17 protein-coding genes and 1 other annotated feature are annotated in these 19,970 nt (G+C 54.5%); of the genes, 3 read left to right on the plus strand and 14 right to left on the minus strand.

Annotated elements, in window-relative coordinates; all coding sequences use genetic code 11:
- Nucleotides 1–206 precede the first annotated feature (206 nt).
- The 4 genes from tyrS to FE784_RS01900 all read right to left on the minus strand — a co-directional run bounded on the left by tyrS (nucleotide 207) and on the right by FE784_RS01900 (nucleotide 3,717).
- Complete coding sequence (gene tyrS / locus FE784_RS01885; RefSeq protein ID WP_139600575.1) at nucleotides 207–1,466, minus strand: tyrosine--tRNA ligase; 1,260 nt, start codon at nucleotides 1,464–1,466, stop codon at nucleotides 207–209.
- An 81-nt stretch (nucleotides 1,467–1,547) separates the two neighbouring features.
- Nucleotides 1,548–1,780 (minus strand) — a binding site (T-box leader).
- A gap of 62 nt (nucleotides 1,781–1,842) precedes the next feature.
- Nucleotides 1,843–2,598, minus strand: a complete 756-nt coding sequence (locus FE784_RS01890; RefSeq protein WP_139600427.1) for an RpnC/YadD family protein — start codon at nucleotides 2,596–2,598, stop codon at nucleotides 1,843–1,845.
- A 45-nt stretch (nucleotides 2,599–2,643) separates the two neighbouring features.
- Complete coding sequence (locus FE784_RS01895; RefSeq protein ID WP_139600428.1) at nucleotides 2,644–2,907, minus strand: hypothetical protein; 264 nt, start codon at nucleotides 2,905–2,907, stop codon at nucleotides 2,644–2,646.
- Between the two features lie 165 nt (nucleotides 2,908–3,072).
- Nucleotides 3,073–3,717 carry an SOS response-associated peptidase family protein gene (locus tag FE784_RS01900; RefSeq protein WP_139600429.1) on the minus strand — a complete coding sequence of 215 codons (645 nt, stop codon included), beginning with the start codon at nucleotides 3,715–3,717 and terminating at the stop codon, nucleotides 3,073–3,075.
- Between the two features lie 194 nt (nucleotides 3,718–3,911).
- On the opposite strand from FE784_RS01900, the gene FE784_RS40635 reads away from it, so the two are divergent.
- Together FE784_RS40635 and FE784_RS01905 are read left to right on the plus strand one after the other, a co-directional pair.
- On the plus strand, nucleotides 3,912–4,085 hold the full coding sequence (locus tag FE784_RS40635; protein ID WP_176705894.1) for a hypothetical protein: 174 nt from the start codon (nucleotides 3,912–3,914) through the stop codon (nucleotides 4,083–4,085).
- 281 nt (nucleotides 4,086–4,366) lie between these two features.
- Nucleotides 4,367–5,260 carry an AraC family transcriptional regulator gene (locus FE784_RS01905; RefSeq protein WP_176705895.1) on the plus strand — a complete coding sequence of 298 codons (894 nt, stop codon included), beginning with the start codon at nucleotides 4,367–4,369 and terminating at the stop codon, nucleotides 5,258–5,260.
- A 137-nt stretch (nucleotides 5,261–5,397) separates the two neighbouring features.
- Here FE784_RS01905 and FE784_RS01910 read toward each other — a convergent pair whose 3' ends face one another.
- From FE784_RS01910 to FE784_RS01950, 9 genes are all read right to left on the minus strand, one after another.
- Nucleotides 5,398–6,687, minus strand: a complete 1,290-nt coding sequence (locus FE784_RS01910; protein WP_139600431.1) for an ABC transporter substrate-binding protein — start codon at nucleotides 6,685–6,687, stop codon at nucleotides 5,398–5,400.
- A gap of 33 nt (nucleotides 6,688–6,720) precedes the next feature.
- Nucleotides 6,721–7,557, minus strand: a complete 837-nt coding sequence (locus tag FE784_RS01915; protein WP_139600432.1) for a sugar phosphate isomerase/epimerase family protein — start codon at nucleotides 7,555–7,557, stop codon at nucleotides 6,721–6,723.
- Nucleotides 7,554–8,585, minus strand: a complete 1,032-nt coding sequence (locus FE784_RS01920; protein ID WP_139600433.1) for a Gfo/Idh/MocA family protein — start codon at nucleotides 8,583–8,585, stop codon at nucleotides 7,554–7,556. The genes FE784_RS01915 and FE784_RS01920 overlap by 4 nt, the downstream gene beginning before the upstream one ends.
- A gap of 22 nt (nucleotides 8,586–8,607) precedes the next feature.
- Nucleotides 8,608–9,603 (minus strand): Gfo/Idh/MocA family protein, encoded by a 996-nt coding sequence (locus tag FE784_RS01925; RefSeq protein ID WP_176705896.1) that lies wholly within the window; start codon nucleotides 9,601–9,603, stop codon nucleotides 8,608–8,610.
- A 173-nt stretch (nucleotides 9,604–9,776) separates the two neighbouring features.
- Entirely contained in the window at nucleotides 9,777–11,201 is a 1,425-nt protein-coding gene (locus tag FE784_RS01930) for an aldehyde dehydrogenase family protein (protein ID WP_139600435.1), read from the minus strand.
- 229 nt (nucleotides 11,202–11,430) lie between these two features.
- Nucleotides 11,431–14,016 (minus strand): DNA internalization-related competence protein ComEC/Rec2, encoded by a 2,586-nt coding sequence (locus FE784_RS01935; RefSeq protein WP_246131863.1) that lies wholly within the window; start codon nucleotides 14,014–14,016, stop codon nucleotides 11,431–11,433.
- 63 nt (nucleotides 14,017–14,079) lie between these two features.
- The gene (locus FE784_RS01940; RefSeq protein WP_139600436.1) at nucleotides 14,080–14,592 is read right to left on the minus strand and encodes a deoxycytidylate deaminase; all 513 of its coding nucleotides are present in this window, start codon (nucleotides 14,590–14,592) and stop codon (nucleotides 14,080–14,082) included.
- A gap of 13 nt (nucleotides 14,593–14,605) precedes the next feature.
- The gene (locus tag FE784_RS01945) at nucleotides 14,606–15,898 is read right to left on the minus strand and encodes a homocysteine synthase (protein ID WP_139600437.1); all 1,293 of its coding nucleotides are present in this window, start codon (nucleotides 15,896–15,898) and stop codon (nucleotides 14,606–14,608) included.
- 87 nt (nucleotides 15,899–15,985) lie between these two features.
- Nucleotides 15,986–16,465 (minus strand): ComEA family DNA-binding protein, encoded by a 480-nt coding sequence (locus FE784_RS01950; protein WP_139600438.1) that lies wholly within the window; start codon nucleotides 16,463–16,465, stop codon nucleotides 15,986–15,988.
- Nucleotides 16,466–16,568: 103 nt separating this feature from the next.
- Here FE784_RS01950 and comER point away from each other — a divergent pair, with 103 nt between their 5' ends.
- On the plus strand, nucleotides 16,569–17,402 hold the full coding sequence (gene comER / locus FE784_RS01955) for a late competence protein ComER (RefSeq protein WP_139600439.1): 834 nt from the start codon (nucleotides 16,569–16,571) through the stop codon (nucleotides 17,400–17,402).
- Between the two features lie 105 nt (nucleotides 17,403–17,507).
- Here the strand turns inward: comER and leuS are convergent, their stop codons facing one another.
- Nucleotides 17,508–19,961, minus strand: a complete 2,454-nt coding sequence (gene leuS, locus FE784_RS01960) for a leucine--tRNA ligase (protein WP_139600440.1) — start codon at nucleotides 19,959–19,961, stop codon at nucleotides 17,508–17,510.
- Between the last annotated feature and the right edge of the window lie 9 nt (nucleotides 19,962–19,970).

Here is a 19,970-nt window from a genome sequence, read left to right on the forward strand (position 1 = left end):
TCTTATAAGTTAAGAAAACCGTCTATCGACGAATAACGAGGATGAGGGACCCCGGTTCAGCGGTAGTTTTTTTGGTTCAGACTGTCGCTGTTCGCTTTAACCATGCATTGCTTTTAAGTTGTGTCGCTTTAATGAACTTAAGCATTCTAAATCGTTCAAATGCAGCAAGAGCCCTCCGCTTAGGAGAGCTCCTCTTCAATCGCTATTTATTGAAACCGGACCAAATAATAATTTTTTTTCCCGCGCCGCAAAACGACATATTTGCCGTGCAGTCGGTGCTCCTCTTTGATCATGCTGTCGATTCCGCTCATGCGTTCGCCGTTGACATACACCGCGCCGCTCTCGATATCCTGCTTCGCCTGACGGCGGGACGGCGCCGCTTTGACCGAAACGAGCAGGTCGATCAGGCCGGCTTCCGGCTGATTGTCCAGCACGGTCGTAGGCATGTCCTGCAGCGCCTCGACGAGCTCGGCTTCGTTCAGCTGCGTCACATCCCCGGAGAATAGGGCTTGCGTAATGTTCTCTGCACTTTCCACCGCTTCGTCGCCATGAACGAGCCGGGTGACCTCGCGGGCCAGCTCTCGCTGGGCGACGCGTTTTTCCGGATGCTCCTTCAGCTCAGACTCCAGCTCGGCGATCTGCTCGCGAGTCAGGAAGGTGAAATATTTAAGAAACTTGATTACATCCTGATCGTCGGTATTAATCCAGAACTGATAAAACTGGTAAGCGGACGTTTTGCTTCTGTCGAGCCAGATTGCGCCCGACTCGGATTTGCCGAATTTTTTGCCGTCGCTTTTCGTTACGAGCGGCATCGTAATGCCGTAGGCGTCCCCGCCGCCCATTTTGCCTATGAGATCGAGACCGGCAGTAATGTTGCCCCATTGATCGCTGCCCCCGAGCTGCAGCGAACAGCCATGCTCCTGGTGCAGCTTATGGAAATCGTAAGCCTGGAGAATCATGTAGCTGAACTCGGTGAACGAGATGCCGTTCGCGAGACGGGAGTCGACAGAATCTTTCGCCAGCATGTAGTTTACCGTGAAGTTTTTGCCGACATCGCGGAGAAACGAGATCGCGTCCAGCGGAGCGAGCCAATCGTAGTTGCTCATCAGCTTGGCCGGGTTGTCCGACAAGTCGAAATCGAGAAACCGGGACAGCTGCCGCTTCAAGCTGTCGGTCCACTGGGCTACCGTGTCGGCCGTATTGAGCGAACGTTCCGTGGAACGACCGCTCGGGTCGCCGATCAAGCCGGTTCCGCCGCCTACAAGGGCAATCGAGTGATGTCCGGCCAATTGGAAACGGCGCAAACATAAGATCGGCAAAAGGCTGCCGATATGAAGGCTGTCCGCAGTCGGGTCGAAGCCGCAGTATAAGACGACGCGTTCCGATTCCAGCTTCTGCTTCAAGCCTTCGCGATCGGTCATTTGGTAGATCAGTCCCCGGTACTCCAAATCCTCTAGCAATGCCACAACGGTCAATCGCGTTTCAGTCAACTTGCATCTCTCCTCATCACTTTTGTTGAGCAACAAAAAGACCCGTCTCCTGTTGTTGACAGGGACGAGTCATCGCGGTACCACCCTAATTGAAAACACCTCTGCTCGGAGGCATTTTCCGCTCGAATCGGGTAACGGCCGATTGTCCGTCCTTCCCTTCCGCTTGCACGGTTTCGGTTCGGATGCTCCGGGACGTATTTCGCGTTCGTTCGTGTACCGGCTTGCACCACACCGCCGGCTCTCTGAGACTCCGAATTCGAAGCGCTACTGGTTCCCTTCCTCGCATGTTCAGGGGATTACGTTTGATCATTTTATATCATTTCCGCGCCTCGGTGTCAAATGTACGAGCGGTTCATTTGTTCAGTTTCACTACGTCCTCTTCAGTCAAGCCCGTCGCTTTGACGATCATTTCGGTACTGGCTCCGAGAGAAAACAAGTTTCGGGCAATCTCTACCGATTTCTGATGCTTACCTTCCTTGATTCCTTCCTTGATTCCTTCCTTGATTCCTTCCTTGATCCCTTCTTCCCTGACCTTCGGGTCGATCCAGGTTTTGATCATCGCGTGCACCTCCTCGCGAACGGCTTCGTATTGGCCGTAACGGGTATACAAATAGTCGGTAATACTATGCAAAACGCGTAATATTCGATCCATATCGCCTGTACCGATTTTCTGTTCCTGCTGCACGTCTTTCAGAACGTCCAACGTGTTTTGAATCGTAACCTTCAGCTGCTGAAATTGCTCGGTCATCAAAACGCTTTTCTCGCTGTCCAAACGGCTGCTTTCATAAATAGCGTTCATCCGCTTTCGAGAGTTGAATACTTGCAGGGGCAGCAATGCATACAAGTTATGATTTTTTAGCTGTTCGGCACTATATGTCCAATACTTCAATACAGGCACGCGGTACTCCATCTCTTGACCGTCCGGCATTCGCAGCAGAAAGGCAAGATGGTCATCGATGCTTTGATTTTCTTCTATAAAAATGACAAGCTGCCGCGGAAATTCGATGACAGGCAAGCTCTTTCCATTTGCCGTCGTCTTATCTCCGGCATCTATCCGACCTTCGGCTTGCGCCAGCTCGACCGCTTTCTCGAAACTGTATCGGAACATGCGAATAACCATTTGCCCGTCGTTATGCGTCTGAAATTCAATGTGTTAGGAATACTGTTTGCCATCCGCCGTACGTACCGTAATGAATAGGTTCCCTTCAATCTGGCCGAGCTTATGGTCGACAAATTTCCCGTTGCCATACTGGATCGTCACCTGATCGCTGGCGAATCGTTCGCCAAATAAGCCACCAAGCAGCGGAACCATAACTTTTTTGGATAAACCGAACAAAACGCGCATCATTTGATCCAGCTTTATGCTTTCACGTCTGCGCCGATTAGCTTCGCTCATACTGAGATCAATCCGTTTCACGCTAGGATACCTTCGTGTATGTTCGGCCCAAGGAAGTAATCTCATTATACCATACCCGCCGGCCATCAGAACGAAAAACTTGCCTGTTCTGCTCTGAAGGACAATGCGTGATGCAGTCATGAAAAATATCCCGCCCCTCGTGCATTAGGGACGGGATATGGCACATCATGCCGGGAATGGCTGCAATTCGCCATCTCCACCGGCATCGACGGGTTCTCCTGCTGCATACAGCAACGATTTCGGTTGGGCATCGGCTACACGTTCCACCAGATCTCGAATGCTCCTCTTGTCCAAATGATCCGAGGAGAGCCATGCATCGATTTGCTCCGGTCCGAGCAGCATCGGTACGTCCTCCTCCCGTCCGGGGGCCGAAGATCTTGTTGTCAAAATCGTGCAGGTGCGCAACTCTTCTCCCAGAGGGCTGATCCGGACATCGTAAACCCCCGCCATAGGGAGCGAAATCCCTTTATGGAGCAAAATTCGCTCCGCCTTCCGTTTCCGCTGCTCGGGTACGAACCGGTAATAGGAGCTGCACGGGATGACGCAGCGCTGACGCCTCAACAAATAGTCGAACGATCGGTTGGTCAGGATCGACAATCCGTCCGCCTGCACGCTATTTCTTGCCCAGAAAGGCAGCAGTCCCCAACGGAATTCGTCCAGTACCCGTTCTTTTCCTTTCGCGCAGATGGCGGCAATGTACTCGGTCGGGCACCGTTCGAGGCCTCTTTCATAATAGGCCAGCACCTGAGTGACGCCGAAATGCCCGGTCAACTGGCCTGCATCCGCCTGCAAAGTCATTCGATAGCTCATAGAGGGCCCCTCCTTCGATGGATTCGTGTTGTCTTCATCTCCCCTTTACTATTCTCCACCGTTACCATTATTAACCTCGAGCGGAAAACAGTTTTTACAATCCCCGATACATATAGCTGCATACATCCGGCTCGTTCTGCACATCGTATGTAGGGTCATTTCCATAACCGACGAACGAAGGAGGAGATCTATCCGTGACAAGAAACAAACAACAGCAGGAAGCACACGGAATCGGCCAAATCGAGGAACAGCTTGCCCGGCAAACCGAGGCTGCTGAAGAAATAATAGGCGGAAGCGAAGCGGACCCGAAAGTAGTGGCCGCAAGCCGGGAACAAGATTCGGAGACGGAAGACGGCTTCGAGGCATAAAAGAAGCGTTACAGTAAATAAGCAAAAACCCTGGCCGATCGGTCAGGGTCTTTGCGGTTCCGTTTCGCATCCAGTCGGGACTACTACATATGACGGCTTCGGTTCGTCCACGCCGCGCGCCCCCCCGTCTGACCGTTGAAATATATGTTGATGGACGTTCGCCGCTCCAGTACAATAAGCTTAAATATCCTATCCAGAAGATGGAAAAGCGACTGACACTTCCAACTTTTTCCGAGGAAACCAGGCTCTTATGTCGAATCGATTTACATGGGGGGATAGTCATGGAGTTCCTAACGTTCACCTTGCAGGAAGCGGTGGTCGTCAAGAAATTGATTTCATTCCATTATCATGAGCTGTCCAAAGATTTTATTTTTTCCGGAGAGGCGCATGATTTCTGGGAGCTCTGCTACATCGATAAGGGAGAAGTCCAGATCTTCGCCTACAATCGGGATTTCCATCTCAAGCAGGGCGATATGATGCTGCATAAGCCGAACATGTTTCATAGTATTCAGACTGTAAACGACGCAGCTCCCAATGCAGTGAATGTTTGTTTTTATTGCGTTTCCCCTCATATGAGCTTCTTCGAAGACAAGGTTTTTCGTTTGACCGAGCAGGAACGCAACATTTTATCCGAGGTCGTCAATGAAGGCTTGCGTACGTTCGAACCTCGCATCGATACCACCTCCCCTACCGAGCACACCCTTCTCAGAAAAGGCGAAACCCCGTTCGGCAGCGAGCAGCTAATCAAAATAGGATTCGAAAAACTATTGATTTCGTTAATTCGCAGATATTCTTTAATGGAGACCGCGCATACCCTTTCTTCGCCCGCACGAGAAAAAATGGAAGGGGAATTGTTTGCCGATATCCGTTGTTATTTGCAGAACTCCCTTTCCGCCGACTTTAATTTGGAGGAACTGAGCAATAAATTCCATATCGGCAAATCCCACCTGAAGAAACTGTTTAAGGAGAAAGCCGGGATGGGCATTAAACAATATTGGAATCGGCTGAAAATCGAACAAGCAAAAATTATGGTTCGGGACGAGAAATACAACATGACGCAAATATCGGAAGTGCTGGGCTACAGCAGCGTCCATTATTTCTCCAGGCATTTCAAGAATGAAATCGGAATGACGCCGACCGAATACGCCAAGACGGTTAAAGCGAGAGCGTTCTGAATCATGAAGGGAGTCCGGGAGCAATTAAAAGAGAGCCCCGGCAATCATTCGCCATTCGGGGCCCTGATCGTACATCATCAGTACAACATGTAAGCGATTTCATTTTGTATCGTTTGATCGGAGGATGCCATACGGTACTACTTCTTTTTCTCCGACTCCACATATTTCTGGATTTGCTCCTGAGCGTCTCTCAGCGCAGTGTTGACATCTTTTTTATCGGTCACCGCGTTGATGTATTCGGCAGTCAGCAGGCTGCTTGCCTTGGAGTAGTATATGGAAGTCAAAGGAATCGGGGCATTCGTGCTTTTGAATATGCTCTCGAGCCGCTTGCCTCGCAGCTCGGGTATATCCATGCCGAACATTTGCTTGAACTTCGGATCTTTCAATGCGGATACTCTAGCCGTTTTCCTGACCAATATCTCCTGCACCTCATCCGAGAACAGCACTTCCATGACGCGCATCTGATCATCGCGGTGCTTGCTCGTCTGGATCGGAATAATGACGTGCATCGTATTCCACAGGCCTGTATTCGGCTGTTCCTTATAACTCGGGTACTGGGCGACGTCCCAGTTCAAGCCGGCCGTCTCCCTCAATAGCAGGAAACGGTTTTCGTCCGCCAGCATCGCCAAATTTCTTTTTTTGATAAATTGGCTCGATGCCCTTCCCGGTTCGTAAGCGTTCCCCGGTATCGCATACAGTCGTTTGCCCATTTCGAACGCTTTTTTGTACGTCTCCAAGTCGGGAAGCATCGCTTTATCCGTTTTCGGATCGACGAAATTGGGAGACAGCGGGTACAGCATATACAGTCCGGGAACGTCCATTCCTTGATAATCGACACCGCCATCGTGCCGCGTGACCTTTCTCGCCAAGTCGATCGCATTGTCCCAGGTCATGCCGTCCTGCGGATAAGCAACACCGAATTTATCGAATATATCTTTATTGTAGTAGAGTACGCTTATTATCGTTGCATACGGAAGGGCGTACAATTCCCCTTTGTCCGAAATTTCCCTCAGCTGCTCCAAGCCTTGGGGAATAAACCGGTTTAAGTCGAAATTATGTTTTTTCGCCAACGGAGTTATATCCCCGTACAGACCGAGCGGTTTGAGCGTATTCATTGCGCCATGCCAAGTAACGAAGAAATCGATCGTTTCCCCCGCCGCCACCAGCTTGGGCAGGTCCCCGTTCACCGTTCTTTCCACTGTGAGATGAGGGTATTTTCGCTTAGTCGGTCCCGCAATCAATTCCTGAAAATCCTGATCGGTAAAATAGCCTCCGGCATCGTACAGCTTTAACGTTACCGGTTCCGGCGGCTTATCCGGATTAGTCGCGACGACGTCGGTTCCGTTTTTGCCCGAACAGCCGGCCGTTGCAAGCATAATCAAGCTCATGCTTACCAGAGGCAGCCTGCAGAATCTCCATCGATCCATATAATTCCTCCTCCGCTATGGCTAGCGACCTGATTAATCCGGCTCGAAGCCGGCGTTGACCAACAGCTGCCGCAGGCTTCTCCGCGTTTCGGACAATCGTCGGTCGATTAATTCCGGATCGTTCGGACCATCGACTCGCTCTACCATCACGGTGCCGTCGAAACCGGCTGCACGCAACATGCGGAACATTCCGGGAAAGCCGACATCTCCGGTGCCGGGTACGGGGAAGTCGAGATCGGCCTTCGCTCCGCGATGGTCTTTGGCAATGATCGAGTACGCTTGCCCGGCGATCTGCCGGAAATCGGCCTCGGCGTCGATGCCTTCGTAATAGTGCACATTGCCGGGATCGTAGCCGGCTCTTATATTCGGCGAACCGATTTGCCGCAGCGTTTGCATAATATGCGCCGCTGTTGCGGTATTGCCGGAATGCGGTTTGACAGTGACGATCATGTCCAGAGCCTCGGCCATAGCCCCGACTTGCTTGTACTGGGCTACATATTCTCGGTGCATACGTTCCGCGTCCGCTTCCGGCAAAGGCTCGTCCGGAAATGCGCGGTAGTTCCAAGTACCCGCCGAGAGCACTTCCTTGATTCCCAGATCTTTGGCCGTCTGCAAACATCGGAGCGCCCGTTCGAGCGGCTGACCCGGGGCAAATTGCCGAAACCCGCTCAACATGACAGGCTCCAGCTTATAAGCCGCAAACAGCCTCTGCAATTCCGGCACCGTTCCCTCGCCGGTTTCGTCAGGGACGTCCTTGCCTTCATGAGGCCAACCGAAGCCGACGTAACGAAAGCCGGCCCGGGCAATTCCATCCAATGCCCGCTCAAACGAAAACTGGGAATAAGGAAGCGTCATGCATGCCAATTTCACGATAGCGATCCCATCCTTTCCATCGGAAGCTTCACGCTTGCGCCTGTCGCTATCGATTCGTCGACGGCGAAACAAACCTCCATCGTTTTGTAAGCATCGAAAAAGTCGCAGCGCGTTTTCGTTCCCGCGGCTATCGCTTCTACGAATTCATCGATCTCGCGCGAGAACGGATGGTGCGCTACATCTCCGTTATCCGGAAGAACGGTCGGAATCGTCGCGTAATCCGTCTGACCGGGAAATTTATGGCTGTACAATTGATTGTTGAGAATCGTCCCTTTTTCCCCAAGCAGGTGAACGTTGAATTTGTACGGCGTCGCGCATTCGATCGAAACCGATACCTTTCCTATACCGCCGTTCTTCAGCTTGAATACGGCGATCGTATTCGGATCGAATTCATACTCGGAATTTGTACGCGACTGGCAGCCGTAAGCGCTCACTTCCATTATTTCGCCTGCAAAGTAGCGGATGGCATCGACTGCATGGCAGCCTGCGGCTATCATGCTGCTGCCGCCATATTGTTTCGTACGGCACCATTTGTACAGCCCATACTGCGGACCGACGTGGTGCCAATAGTCGATCTGCGCCATAACGATACGGCCGATCGCATCGTCATCGATCAGCGCCTTCGTCGTATCGAACGACTCGTTCCAACGCAGAACGAAGCTGACGACCGTACGTACCGGGTGCTTCTCCAATGTTTCGGCCATCTTCCGGAGCTCCAGCCGGTTCATCGCAATCGGCTTCTCGATCACAAGGTGCTTGCCGTGCCGTGCGGCCAATACGGCTTGCTCCATTCGGACGTCGGGCATCGAACAAAGCACGACGGCATCGACAAGCGGATCTTGAACCGCATCCTCGAAACGGGTGAAGAGCCGGGCGTCGATGCCTTGTTCGGTCATTCTGGACCGCGCATAGTCCGCATTGCCACTGAATACCCCGTATAGTTCCGCATCCTTGCAAGCCGTGATGGCCTTCCAATACTCTCCTGCCACCCAGCCGGTGCCTGCTACAACAAACCGCAATGTCATTTGGATCCCCTCCGGTTCCCTTTCATGGCTGCATATCGTCGTATTGCAGCGTAAATAAGGTTTGATCCTCAGCCGATTGCGTCGCCGCAATCGTAACCGCCATCGTCCGCACCGCATCCGTATAGCTGCTTAGCACAAGCTCCTGGGAGTTGTTTGCCACGGCGTCGACAAACGCCTTGCTTTGCTCGTACATCATATTAACGGCTGCTTTTTCCGTTCTGCTCCCGTTTTCGTCGACGATCGTCATTACGGTTCCGTTGCTGCTAAGCTGCAGGAAATAATCATAGCCGATGAAATTAACTTCCGCATTCGAATAGAAAAGCGACGCTACCGATTCGCCGATCGTGCCGATGCTTCCGCTCTCCATCGTGAAAGCGGCTGCTCCCGAGTCGATAATCGTATCCTCCGGATCTTTCGAATGGTGCGGCAGCCGGTTAAACTGGGCGGACATTTGGCGAAATTCTCCCCCCAGAAACCGGACAAGGTCGATCTGATGGGTCACGCCGGCTACCATGTTGCCCCCCGATAAATGCTGTTGCCGCATCCATTTCGGCCAATTTTTGGCGCTGCCGATTCGATGCACCTGTATCATATGCGCGGGCCGGCTCTCTAAATATTTCTTGGCCCGTTGCACCGTGTCCAGATAACGAAGACAGTAGCCGGCGGCATGAATGACCCCCGCTTCGCGGATGACCTTCGCCTTGGCCCGAACCGTGTCCAGATCGAGCCCCAACGGCTTCTCTGCCATAAGGTGAATGCCTCTGGCGGCCGCGGTTTCTTCCAAGCCCTCCCTCGCAAACTGCGGTGCGCAGATGATGACGGCATCAATCCTTCCGCTATCCAGCAGCTCGTCGCTGCTGTTTGCTGCGGTTGCGCCGATTTCGCGCGCGACCCGTTCGGCCGTTTCCCGATTCACATCGTAGACAGACGCCACCTCCGCGTTCTCGACCTGGAGCAATTTGTCGATATGACTTTTTCCTTGTCCCCCTACCCCGATTACGCCTATCCGAACTTTCATTCGCTGTTCCACTCCCTCGTCCCAATAAATGCAGTACCGGTACACCAATAAAATACTTGATTTCCCCGCTGCCAGTCTTTGCACGCACAGCCGTTTTGTTTGCATTTCTTGAACGAAAAAAGATTGCCGCAGGACGAACCATGTCCTGGGCAATCTTTGCGGTGTGGCAGCTTCTACAATTTGATGCTGATCAGCTTTAACTCCGTCATCTCTTCTATCGCATACTTGATGCCTTCTCGGCCGAAGCCGCTTTCCTTTACGCCGCCGTACGGCATATGATCGACACGGAACGTGGGAAAGTCGTTAATCATCACTCCGCCGACTTCAAGCTGCTCCGCAGCACGCATCGCGGCTTGGATGTCACGGGTGTAAATACCCGCCTGAAGGCCGTAGCGGGAGTCATTGACGGCATGAATGGCTTCATCCAAAGTATCGAATGCGGACAGCGTAACAATCGGGCCGAACACTTCCTGACACGATACCGGTTCTTGCTTTGGCACATTCGTCAATATCGTCGGCGGAAAAACACCGGGCCGTATGGCTTCCCCTCCTGTGAGCACGACAGAACCCCGGGCAACGGCGCTGTCAACCCACTCCTGCATGCGCTCCGCTTCCTTGACCGAAATCATCGCGGACAAGTCGGTATGCTCATCGAACGGATCGCCCACAATGAGTTTTTCCGTCGCTTCCTTGAACCGCTCGGCAAATTCATTGAATTTGACCGCGTGAACGAAAATACGCTGGATCGATATACACACCTGCCCGCTGAATGCGAAAGCTCCAAGAACGCAGCGGTCGACCAGATCTTGCGTAATGTCTGCCGTATCATCGATAATCAAGCCGGAGTTGGAGCCGAGTTCAAGCGTGACGCGCTTCAAGCCGGCTTTGTTTTTCATGGCGATACCGACATCCGGGCTGCCCGTGAACGTAATCGCGGCAATGCGGGGGTCCTTGACCAGCTTCTCGCCCACAATGGAGCCTTTGCCGGGAATGATATTGAGCGCTCCTGCGGGAAGTCCCGCTTCCGCGAATATGTCGGCGAGCGCAAGAGCGGAAAGCGGCGTTTGGCTTGCCGGCTTCAACACTACCGTATTCCCCGCCGCAATAGCCGGACCGACCTTGTGTGCTACCAGATTGAACGGGAAGTTAAACGGAGTAATCGCCCCGACTACGCCGATCGGCTTGCGCAAAGTAAAGGCGATACGCCCTTCCCCGCCCGGCGCCGCGTCCAAAGGTACCGTTTCCCCATGAATCCGGCATGCTTCCATAGCGGAAAATGTATAGGTTTGGATCGTTCTGGCGATTTCACCGCGTGCTGTTTTAATCGGCTTGGCCGCCTCCAAAGCCAGAATGCGCGACATTTCCTCTTTGCGATCCTCGAGCAGCGAGGCGGCTTTTTCCAGAATAGCGGAACGTCGATGGGCCGGCATGGATGCCATTGCGACCGCGGCCGCCCTTGCGGCCTGAATGGCTTCATCCGTATCCGCTTCATCCGCTTGCGCGACCTTCGCTATTACCTCGCCTGTAAATGGAGAGGTAAGCTCCATATTGGAAGCCGCCTCTTTCCATTGTCCGTTGATGTATAAATGTTTTATCATGGCTCTCCCCCGTTCCTCAATTCGGCCGACGCCGGCAATATCGAACCCTTCTTGCAGCTGTCCGGCCGTAATGACTTTAAAAGGGCCCCTTTCAAATTTATATGGCTTTACCTTGCTGGTCAAGGACACCCCCAGTACCGTACGTTTCTCTGGTCGCTATTCGCCCGGACAGAAATTCCGGTTTCGCAACCTATCGGGCGGCAAGATCGAACTCCCGACGTTCCCATTGTTAGAGCTTCTTATCGATGTTCAATCCTTTATCCGTTACTGTAAATACGATCTCGCCATCGCGATCCGTGCGGCGTATATCGGTCCCGGACCGCTCGAGCCGTTCCAATACCCCCGGATTCGGATGGCCGTATACGTTCTTCAGACCGACGGAAATAACGGAAGCTTTCGGCTTCCAATAAGTCAGCCATTCGTCGGTCGTCGATGTTTTGCTGCCGTGGTGGGCTACTTTCAGCACGTCTACCGGAGGTTTTACACCGACGTCACCGGCGCCAAGACCCGCTTTTCCAGCTCCTTGCAGATGGGCAAGCAAGCTCTCCTCGTTGTCCGCCCTCATGTCCCCCGTGAACAGAAACCGGGAGTCGTACATTCGCATAAGCAGTACGACGGACTCGCTGTTTTGTTCCTTCGCCAGCCGGAGTGACCGTTCTCCTCCCACATTTAACGCGAACAGCTCCGTAAATCGATCCAGCGCTAAACGGCCTCCCTCCGGGGCCGTAATGACATCGGCCCCTTTGGTCATTGCCGTCTCAAACAGATTGCGCGACGACTCATTCCCTTTCCACGTCCCGTTCATGAGCACTTTACGCACCGGGATCTGTTCGACGACAGCTTGCAGACCGCCCATATGATCCTGATCCTGGTGGCTGACGACAAGCAGATCGATACGGTGGACGCCTCGCTGCTTCAGCAGCGGAACGAGCAGCTTTTTCCCGACCTCGTAAGGGTCCTTCCGCTCCTTCCACTCCTCTCCCGGCTTCCGGAACATCAATGTCCCTCCTCCGTCGATCAGCATATGGCGTCCTTGAGGCGTTCGTACGAGAATGGCATCGCCTTGGCCGACATCGATAAATTGGACTTTTCCCGTACGATCGAACCGATGCGGATCATATCCGTACCATAGGAAAACGATCATTACGGCCACTGCGGCGCAGGCGGCAGGCGGCTTGTTTTCTTCCTTCCATTTGACCGTACCTGCATATACGCCCCACAGCAGCAAGTAGTAAGCGCCAACCCACAGCAAAGAAGGCTTTGGCCATACAAGCCGTAGCGGATCGTGTGTCGCGGCAAAATCGATCAGCCAAAAGGTCGCGGCGTTGATTTTGGATACGATCCATCCGATCGGAGCGCCCGCATGTACGGATACGAGACCGGCTATCAACGCGAATGTCCCTATAGGCAGCACAACAAGGCTTATGAACGGGACCAGCAGCAAATTGGCGAATGCGGAAAGCAGCGACACGCCGTTGAAATAATAAACGGTAATCGGAAACGAAATGAGCTGGGCGACGATCGTCACGGACAGCAGCGAGTTCGCGGAAGGGGATCGGATCGGGAGCAGCGACGAGAACCGGGGCACCCCTACGATCAAGCCAAGCGTCACGAGAAATGACAGCTGAAAGCTGACGTCGTACAAATAGTACGGCTCCCACAGCAGCATGACGACAGCGGCCAGCCCGATGACGTTCAATGCATCCTTCCATATTCGCCGTCGGGCCATATATAGACCGATCATGGCCATGATTCCGGCACGGACCGCGGATGGCGAACTTCCGGAAACGGCGATATAAAAAGGGACGAGCACCATAGTTATCACTATGATTTTCTCGCGAGTCAATCCGGACAGTCTCAGCAGCCACATGCAGCCCGCCACGAAAACCGCGACGTGAAGTCCGGATATGGCCAATATATGGGTCAGCCCAAGCTGCGAAAACTGCTGGTACAGCTCCGGGTCCATATCGTCGGTCAGACCTAATACCAAGCTTTTCAAGTAGCCGGAATCGGTTCCTTCTTTCCCGAACAGCCGATCGAATACGTTGCCCAATCGATAGCGCAAATCGTCGTTCCAGCGGAGTAGGCGGGTAACGTCGGGAATGGCCGCGTCAAATGCCGTTCTACCTCCCGGTATGTCTGCCTGCCGCTCAGAGGATACCTCCGGCGTTTCAATCTGTCCGGTTCGTACGTCATCCAGACCTTTAACGGACAGCAGCCAATGGGTATGCTTGCGGTATAAATACAGCCGGTAATCGAAGCCCCCGAAATTCCGGGGCGGCTCCGGCCGCTTCAGAGTCCCCGGCAGCGCAATCTCGTCGCCCCGCCCCCATCCGGCGGCCCGTGCCTGCTCTTCCTGCTTCAGCAAACGAATCGAAACTTGTACCGTATCGTTCACGCTAGCCGAATCCGTCCCCTCGAATCCGATCGTATGGGCTTTCAGGGCAAATGAAACTTTGTCCCCGTCCACATTGACCCGCCCGGCGATCGAACCGTAAATAATCGCCTGCCGCTCCATCGAAGTCTCGGCCGCGCCTTCATCCCCGGCAACGAGCGGAGTATGCGGAATGGTCGACACATTTTTCGCGTCGTAGCCCTGATAATAAGCCGCGGCCGCCACCAGAAGCAGCAGCAAGCCGATCGTACGCCGGCCCGGAATCGCTAGCAGCGCCATCATAATGGCGAGCGCTGCAGCAAGCACGGCCATTTTCCATGAGAGCATGCCGGGAGGCAGTCTGCTTCCGATCGCCGTACCCGCAACCCAAACAATGGCCAATACGGTCAACGGACGCTTCGTGACGCTATACGGATTCAAAGCAAAAAGCACCCCTTTCGCTAGAAGGAGGTGCTTCCCCACTTTACAGCTATAATTATTGGACTAGTTCGTAACCTCGCTGATCGTGCCGGCCGGGGGCGCGTAGTCCGCCAATTGGCGAAACCGGATCCCTCGCGTAACCATCATTTCGGTTACCTTTTCCTTGTCTTTCGGGTAGGGCCGATGGTAGACGATTTCGACCACGCCGCTGTTCGCCAGCATGTTGGCGCACGTCCAGCATGGCTGATCGGTGACGTATACGGTCGAGCCTTCCCGGTCGCTACGATCGGTGAACAGCAGCAGATTTTGCTCCGCATGAATGGTACGTATGCACCGCTGCTTCTTCACCATTTCTTCGCGGCCCTCCACCAGCTTCACCTCGAACTCCTCCACAAGCATGCAGCCGGCTTCGGAGCAGTCCGGTACGCCCATCGGCGCGCCGTTGTAGGCCGAACCGAGCAGCTTCTTGCCTTGCACGAGAACGGCTCCGACGCGGCGGCGCGAGCATTGCGAGCGGGTGGAAGCCATATAGGCGATATCCATGAAGTAGGTGTCCCAATCTTTGCGTCTGCTCATGGCCGGGTACCCATTACTGCTGGCTGGCCCGGATCGCTTGATCCAAATCGTGCAAAATGTCGTCGATGCCTTCCGTACCGACGGACAAACGGATCATGCCCGGCGTTACGCCGGTCGAGAGCAATTCGTCGCCTTCCAGCTGGCTGTGTGTCGTGCTCGCCGGATGGATGATGAGTGATTTCGAATCGCCGACGTTGGCGAGATGCGAGAACAGCTTCACGTTGTTGATCACCTTCTGGCCGGCTTCCACGCCGCCTTTGATGCCGAACGTCATGATCGCGCCTTGCCCTTTCGGCAAATATTTTTGTCCGAGCTTGTACGAAGGATGGCTTTCCAAGCCGGTATAGCTGACCCATTCCACGCCGGGGTGGGTTTCCAGAAACTTGGCAACGGCCAATGCATTCGAGCTGTGCCGTTCCATCCGCAGGTGGAGCGTCTCCAGCCCTTGCAGCAGCAGGAACGAGTTGAACGGCGAAATCGTCGCGCCGATATCGCGGGCCAATTGGACGCGGGCTTTGATGATGTATGCGATCGGACCGACTGCATCGGCATACACTACGCCGTGATAGCTTGGATCGGGCTCGGTCAGTCCCGGGAATTTACCGCTCGCCTTCCAATCGAACTTGCCGCCGTCGACGATCACGCCTCCGATCGACGTACCGTGCCCGCCGATGAACTTCGTCGCCGAATGGACGACGATATCCGCTCCGTGCTCGATCGGACGAAGCAAATAAGGGCTCGGGAACGTATTGTCTACAATTAGCGGAATGCCGTTCTCGTGCGCTACGTTGGCGACCGCTTCGATATCGAGGACGTCGCCCTTCGGATTGCCGATCGTTTCGGCGAACAAGGCTTTCGTATTCGGCGTAATCGCCTTGCGGAAATTTTCCGGATCGGACGCATCCACGAATTTGACGTTGATGCCGAGCTTCGGCAGCGTAATCGCGAATAAATTGTATGTACCGCCATACAGGCTGCTGGCCGCTACGATCTCGTCGCCGGCTCCGGCGATGTTGATGATCGAATACGTGATGGCAGCTTGTCCGGAAGACGTGGAAAGCGCACCGACTCCGCCTTCCAGCGCGGCGATCCGCTTCTCGAATACGTCCGAGGTCGGATTCATCAGTCGGGTGTAAATGTTGCCGAATTCTTTCAGCGCGAACAGATTGGCTGCGTGCTCGGTGTCGCGGAAGCCGTATGAAGTCGTTTGATAAATCGGAACCGCGCGCGATTGGGTGGTAGGATCAATTTCCTGGCCGGCATGGACGGCCAACGTTTCCAAGGAAAGCTTGCGTTCTTCGGTCATGGGTAACGGGTTCCTCCTTATGGATATCCGATAATAATAACGTTATCATTGTCTCATATTTTTTGCCAAAATAAAAGGTAAAGCGGTTTACTTCTCTACTGTAATAAAAGGTAGCAACGAATCGAACGTTTTGTCGCCGATCCCTTTTACTTGCTTCAGCTCCTCGATCGTCCGGAAAGCCCCTTGCTTCTCCCTGTATTCCACGATCGCCTTCGCTTTCGACGGGCCGATCCCGGGAAGCTTGTCGAGCTCGGATACCGATGCCCGATTAAGATCGATCATTTTCTCTTGCGCGGTCGAATCCGCGACTTTGGCTTGGACCTCTGCGGCTGCAGCAGGTTCCGCAGCCTTCCCCGGACCCGAATTCGGCGGAGCGGGAATGGCGGCGGCGGCTTCCGCCTGGTCATGGAAGGCAAAGAGGGCTGACAATTCGGCGTTTCGCACCGGCCAAGCGTCCCCGCTGCCGCCTCTTCCCTGAATCAGCCACCCCGTCGTCCACAGCAGCAGCGCCAAAGCGGCCCAAATCGCCGCGGCCGTAATGCGCGGAGCAAGTTTTGTCTCTCCCATTCATTCCCTCCTCGTACGATTTGTGGATCGCGTCATAACGGCGGCGACCTTCGCATATCCATAAATGAAAGATACTGTCTACTTCTTCGGGAGGGATCGCGGCATGAAGATTGGATTTATCGGAACGGGCAGCATGGGTACCGTGCTTATCGAATCATTCATACGATCCGGGGCGCTGCAGCCGTCGTCGATCATAGCAAGCAACCGGTCGCAGGATAAAGCGGAACGCCTTGCCGCCAAATACCCGGGTTTGACGGTCGCCCGCTCGAACCTGCAAGTCGCTTCGACTTGCGGGACTGTCTTCGTGTGCGTGAGACCGCTCGTTTTCAAAGCCGTAATCGACGAAATCAAGCCTTTCGTCACACCGGATACGACCGTCATCTCGATTACGAGTCCGGTGCTGCTTAAGCATCTGGAGTCCGCTCTTCCCTGCAAAGTAGCCAAAGTCATCCCCAGCATTACGAACGGCGTGCTGAGCGGTGCGGTATTGTGCATTTACGGGGAACGTATCGACGAACAAGACCGGCTATCGCTCGAGTGGATGCTCGGCATGATAGGCAAGCCGGTTCGCGTATCCGAGCGGTTTACCCGCGTTACCTCGGACATTTCCAGCTGCGGTCCCGCGTTCCTCGCCTATTTCGTGCAAAAGCTCGTCGACGCCGCGGTACAGGTAACCGGCGTATCGCGGGAAGAAGCGACCCGGTTAGCCTCGGAAATGGTGCTCGGAACCGGGAAACTGCTGAACGAAGGCGGCTTTAGCCCGGAAACGCTGCGTCAGCGGGTCGCGGTCCCCGGCGGCATAATCGAAGCGGGGCTCGAGCTGATGGAACGGGAGCTCGATACGACGTTCATACGGCTGCTCCAAGCCACCCATGCGAAATACGACGAAGACGTGGAAAAAGTCGAGCATCAGTTTTACGGTCCCATCGTAGAATAAACGGCCGGCCCAGCGCCTGAAGGAACTGCTTGTTCCTTGGCGAGGCCGACCGTTTTTGTTATGCGGGCACATGATGTCCGATTCTCGTGTATCTCGTTATCTCGACTACCCGACTACGATGTTGACCAGTTTTCCTTTGACCGCGATAACCTTGCGCACGGTTTTGCCGTTCATGGCGTCCTTCACCTTATCGAGTCCCAGTGCGATGTCCTGCATGGCAGCTTCATCGATGCCGTTCGCGATCTTGACGCGATCGGCGATTTTGCCGTTCACCTGTACGACGATTTCGACTTCGTCGTCCACCGTGAGCGCTTCGTCGTATGTCGGCCAAGCGGCATAGGTGATCGACTCGCCGTGGCCGAGCTTCTGCCACAGTTCTTCCGCGATATGCGGCGCGATCGGGGACAGCAATTGCACGAAATGGTTCATCGCTTCCGCAGGAAGCGCATCCGCTTTATACGCCTCGTTGACGAAAATCATCAGTTGGCTGATCGCGGTGTTGAAACGGAGCGCTTCGTAGTCTTCCGTAACCTTCTTGATGCTCCGGTGCCAAGTCCGTTTGAACGCTTCGCTCGCTTCTCCGCCGATTTTCGCATTCAGCGTACCGTCTTCATTGACGAACAACCGCCAAATCCGATTCAGGAAACGGAACGACCCTTCCACTCCATTCGTGTTCCATGGCTTCGTCGCCTCAAGCGGCCCCATGAACATTTCGTACAGGCGCAGCGTATCCGCTCCGTATTCGCCAACGATATCGTCCGGATTGACGACGTTGCCGCGCGACTTGCTCATCTTCTCCATGTTTTCGCCGAGAATCATGCCCTGATTGACCAGCTTGTAGAACGGCTCCTTCGTGGAAACGACGCCGAGGTCGTACAGCACTTTGTGCCAGAAGCGGGCATACAGCAAGTGAAGCACCGCGTGCTCCGCGCCGCCGATGTACAAATCGACGGGCAGCCACTCTTTTTGCAGCTCGGGCGAGCAGAGCGCCTTGTCGTTATGCGGATCGATAAAGCGCAAATAATACCAGCAGCTTCCCGCCCATTGCGGCATCGTGTTCGTCTCGCGCTTGGCCGGCTTGCCCGTCTCCGGATCGACCGTATTCACCCATTCGGTGACGTTGGCCAGCGGCGACTCGCCCGTGCCAGACGGACGGATTTCGTCGACTTCCGGCAAGAGCAGCGGCAGCTGGTCTTCCGGGACAGGCTTCATCGTTCCGTCCTCCAAGTGGAGAATCGGAATCGGCTCTCCCCAATACCTTTGGCGGCTGAACAGCCAATCGCGCAGACGGTAAGTCACTTTGCCTTGCCCTTTGCCGTTCGACTCGAGCCATTCGATCATTTTGGCGATCGCCTGCTCATTGTTCAAGCCGTCGATGAAGCCGGAGTTGACGTGCGCGCCGTCGCCGGCAAACGCTTCTTTCGCCAAATCGCCGCCCTGCACGACCTCGATGATCGGTAAATCGTATTGCTTCGCAAACTCCCAGTCGCGCTGGTCATGTCCCGGTACGGCCATAATGGCTCCGGTGCCGTAACCGCCCAATACATAGTCTGCGATCCAGATCGGCGCCTTCGAGCCGTTGACCGGGTTGATCGCATAAGCGCCCGTGAATACGCCGGTTTTTTCTTTGGCCAAATCGGTGCGCTCCAAATCGCTTTTCGTCGCCGCTTTGTCCTGGTAAGTTTTCACTGCTGCGGCCTGCTCCGCCGTGGCGATTTTGGCGACAAGCTCGTGCTCCGGCGCCAGCACGCAGTACGTAGCTCCGAACAGCGTGTCGGGACGCGTCGTGAATACCGTCAGGCTGCTGCCGGCATGCCCTTCGATTTCGAACACGACTTCGGCGCCCTTCGATTTGCCGATCCAGTTGCGCTGCATATCTTTGATGCTTTCCGACCAGTCGAGCTCCTCGAGATCTTCCAGCAGTCTTTCCGCATACTCGGTAATTTTGAGCACCCATTGGCGCATCGGCTTGCGAATGACCGGATGGTTGCCGCGCTCGCTCAAGCCGTCGATAACTTCCTCGTTGGCCAATACGGTGCCGAGAGCCGGACACCAGTTGACGGGCACTTCAGCCACATACGCCAGTCCTTTGTTGTACAGCTGGATAAAGATCCACTGCGTCCATTTGTAATAGTCCGGATCGGTCGTGCTCAGCTCGCGGTCCCAGTCGTACGAGAAGCCGAGCGATTTGATTTGACGCCGGAAGTTGTCGATGTTAGTAAACGTAATGTCCCGCGGGTGCTTGCCCGTATCGAGCGCATGCTGCTCGGCAGGAAGTCCGAATGCGTCCCAGCCCATCGGATGAAGCACGTTGAACCCTCTCATCCGCTTGAAGCGGGAGACGATGTCGGTCGCCGTATAGCCTTCCGGATGGCCCACGTGCAGCCCAGCCCCGGACGGGTACGGGAACATGTCGAGCGCGTAAAACTTCGGCTTGGCGGAGTTCTCCAGCACCTTGAACGTTTTGTTGCGATCCCAGTATTGCTGCCATTTCGGTTCAATGGCGAGCGGGTTGTAGCCTTGACCTTCTCTTTGCGCTTCTTTATGCTCCTGCGTCATGTGCAATTC

Source organism: Paenibacillus hemerocallicola (assembly GCF_006265175.1).
GTDB classification, from domain to species: domain Bacteria; phylum Bacillota; class Bacilli; order Paenibacillales; family NBRC-103111; genus Paenibacillus_AB; species Paenibacillus_AB hemerocallicola.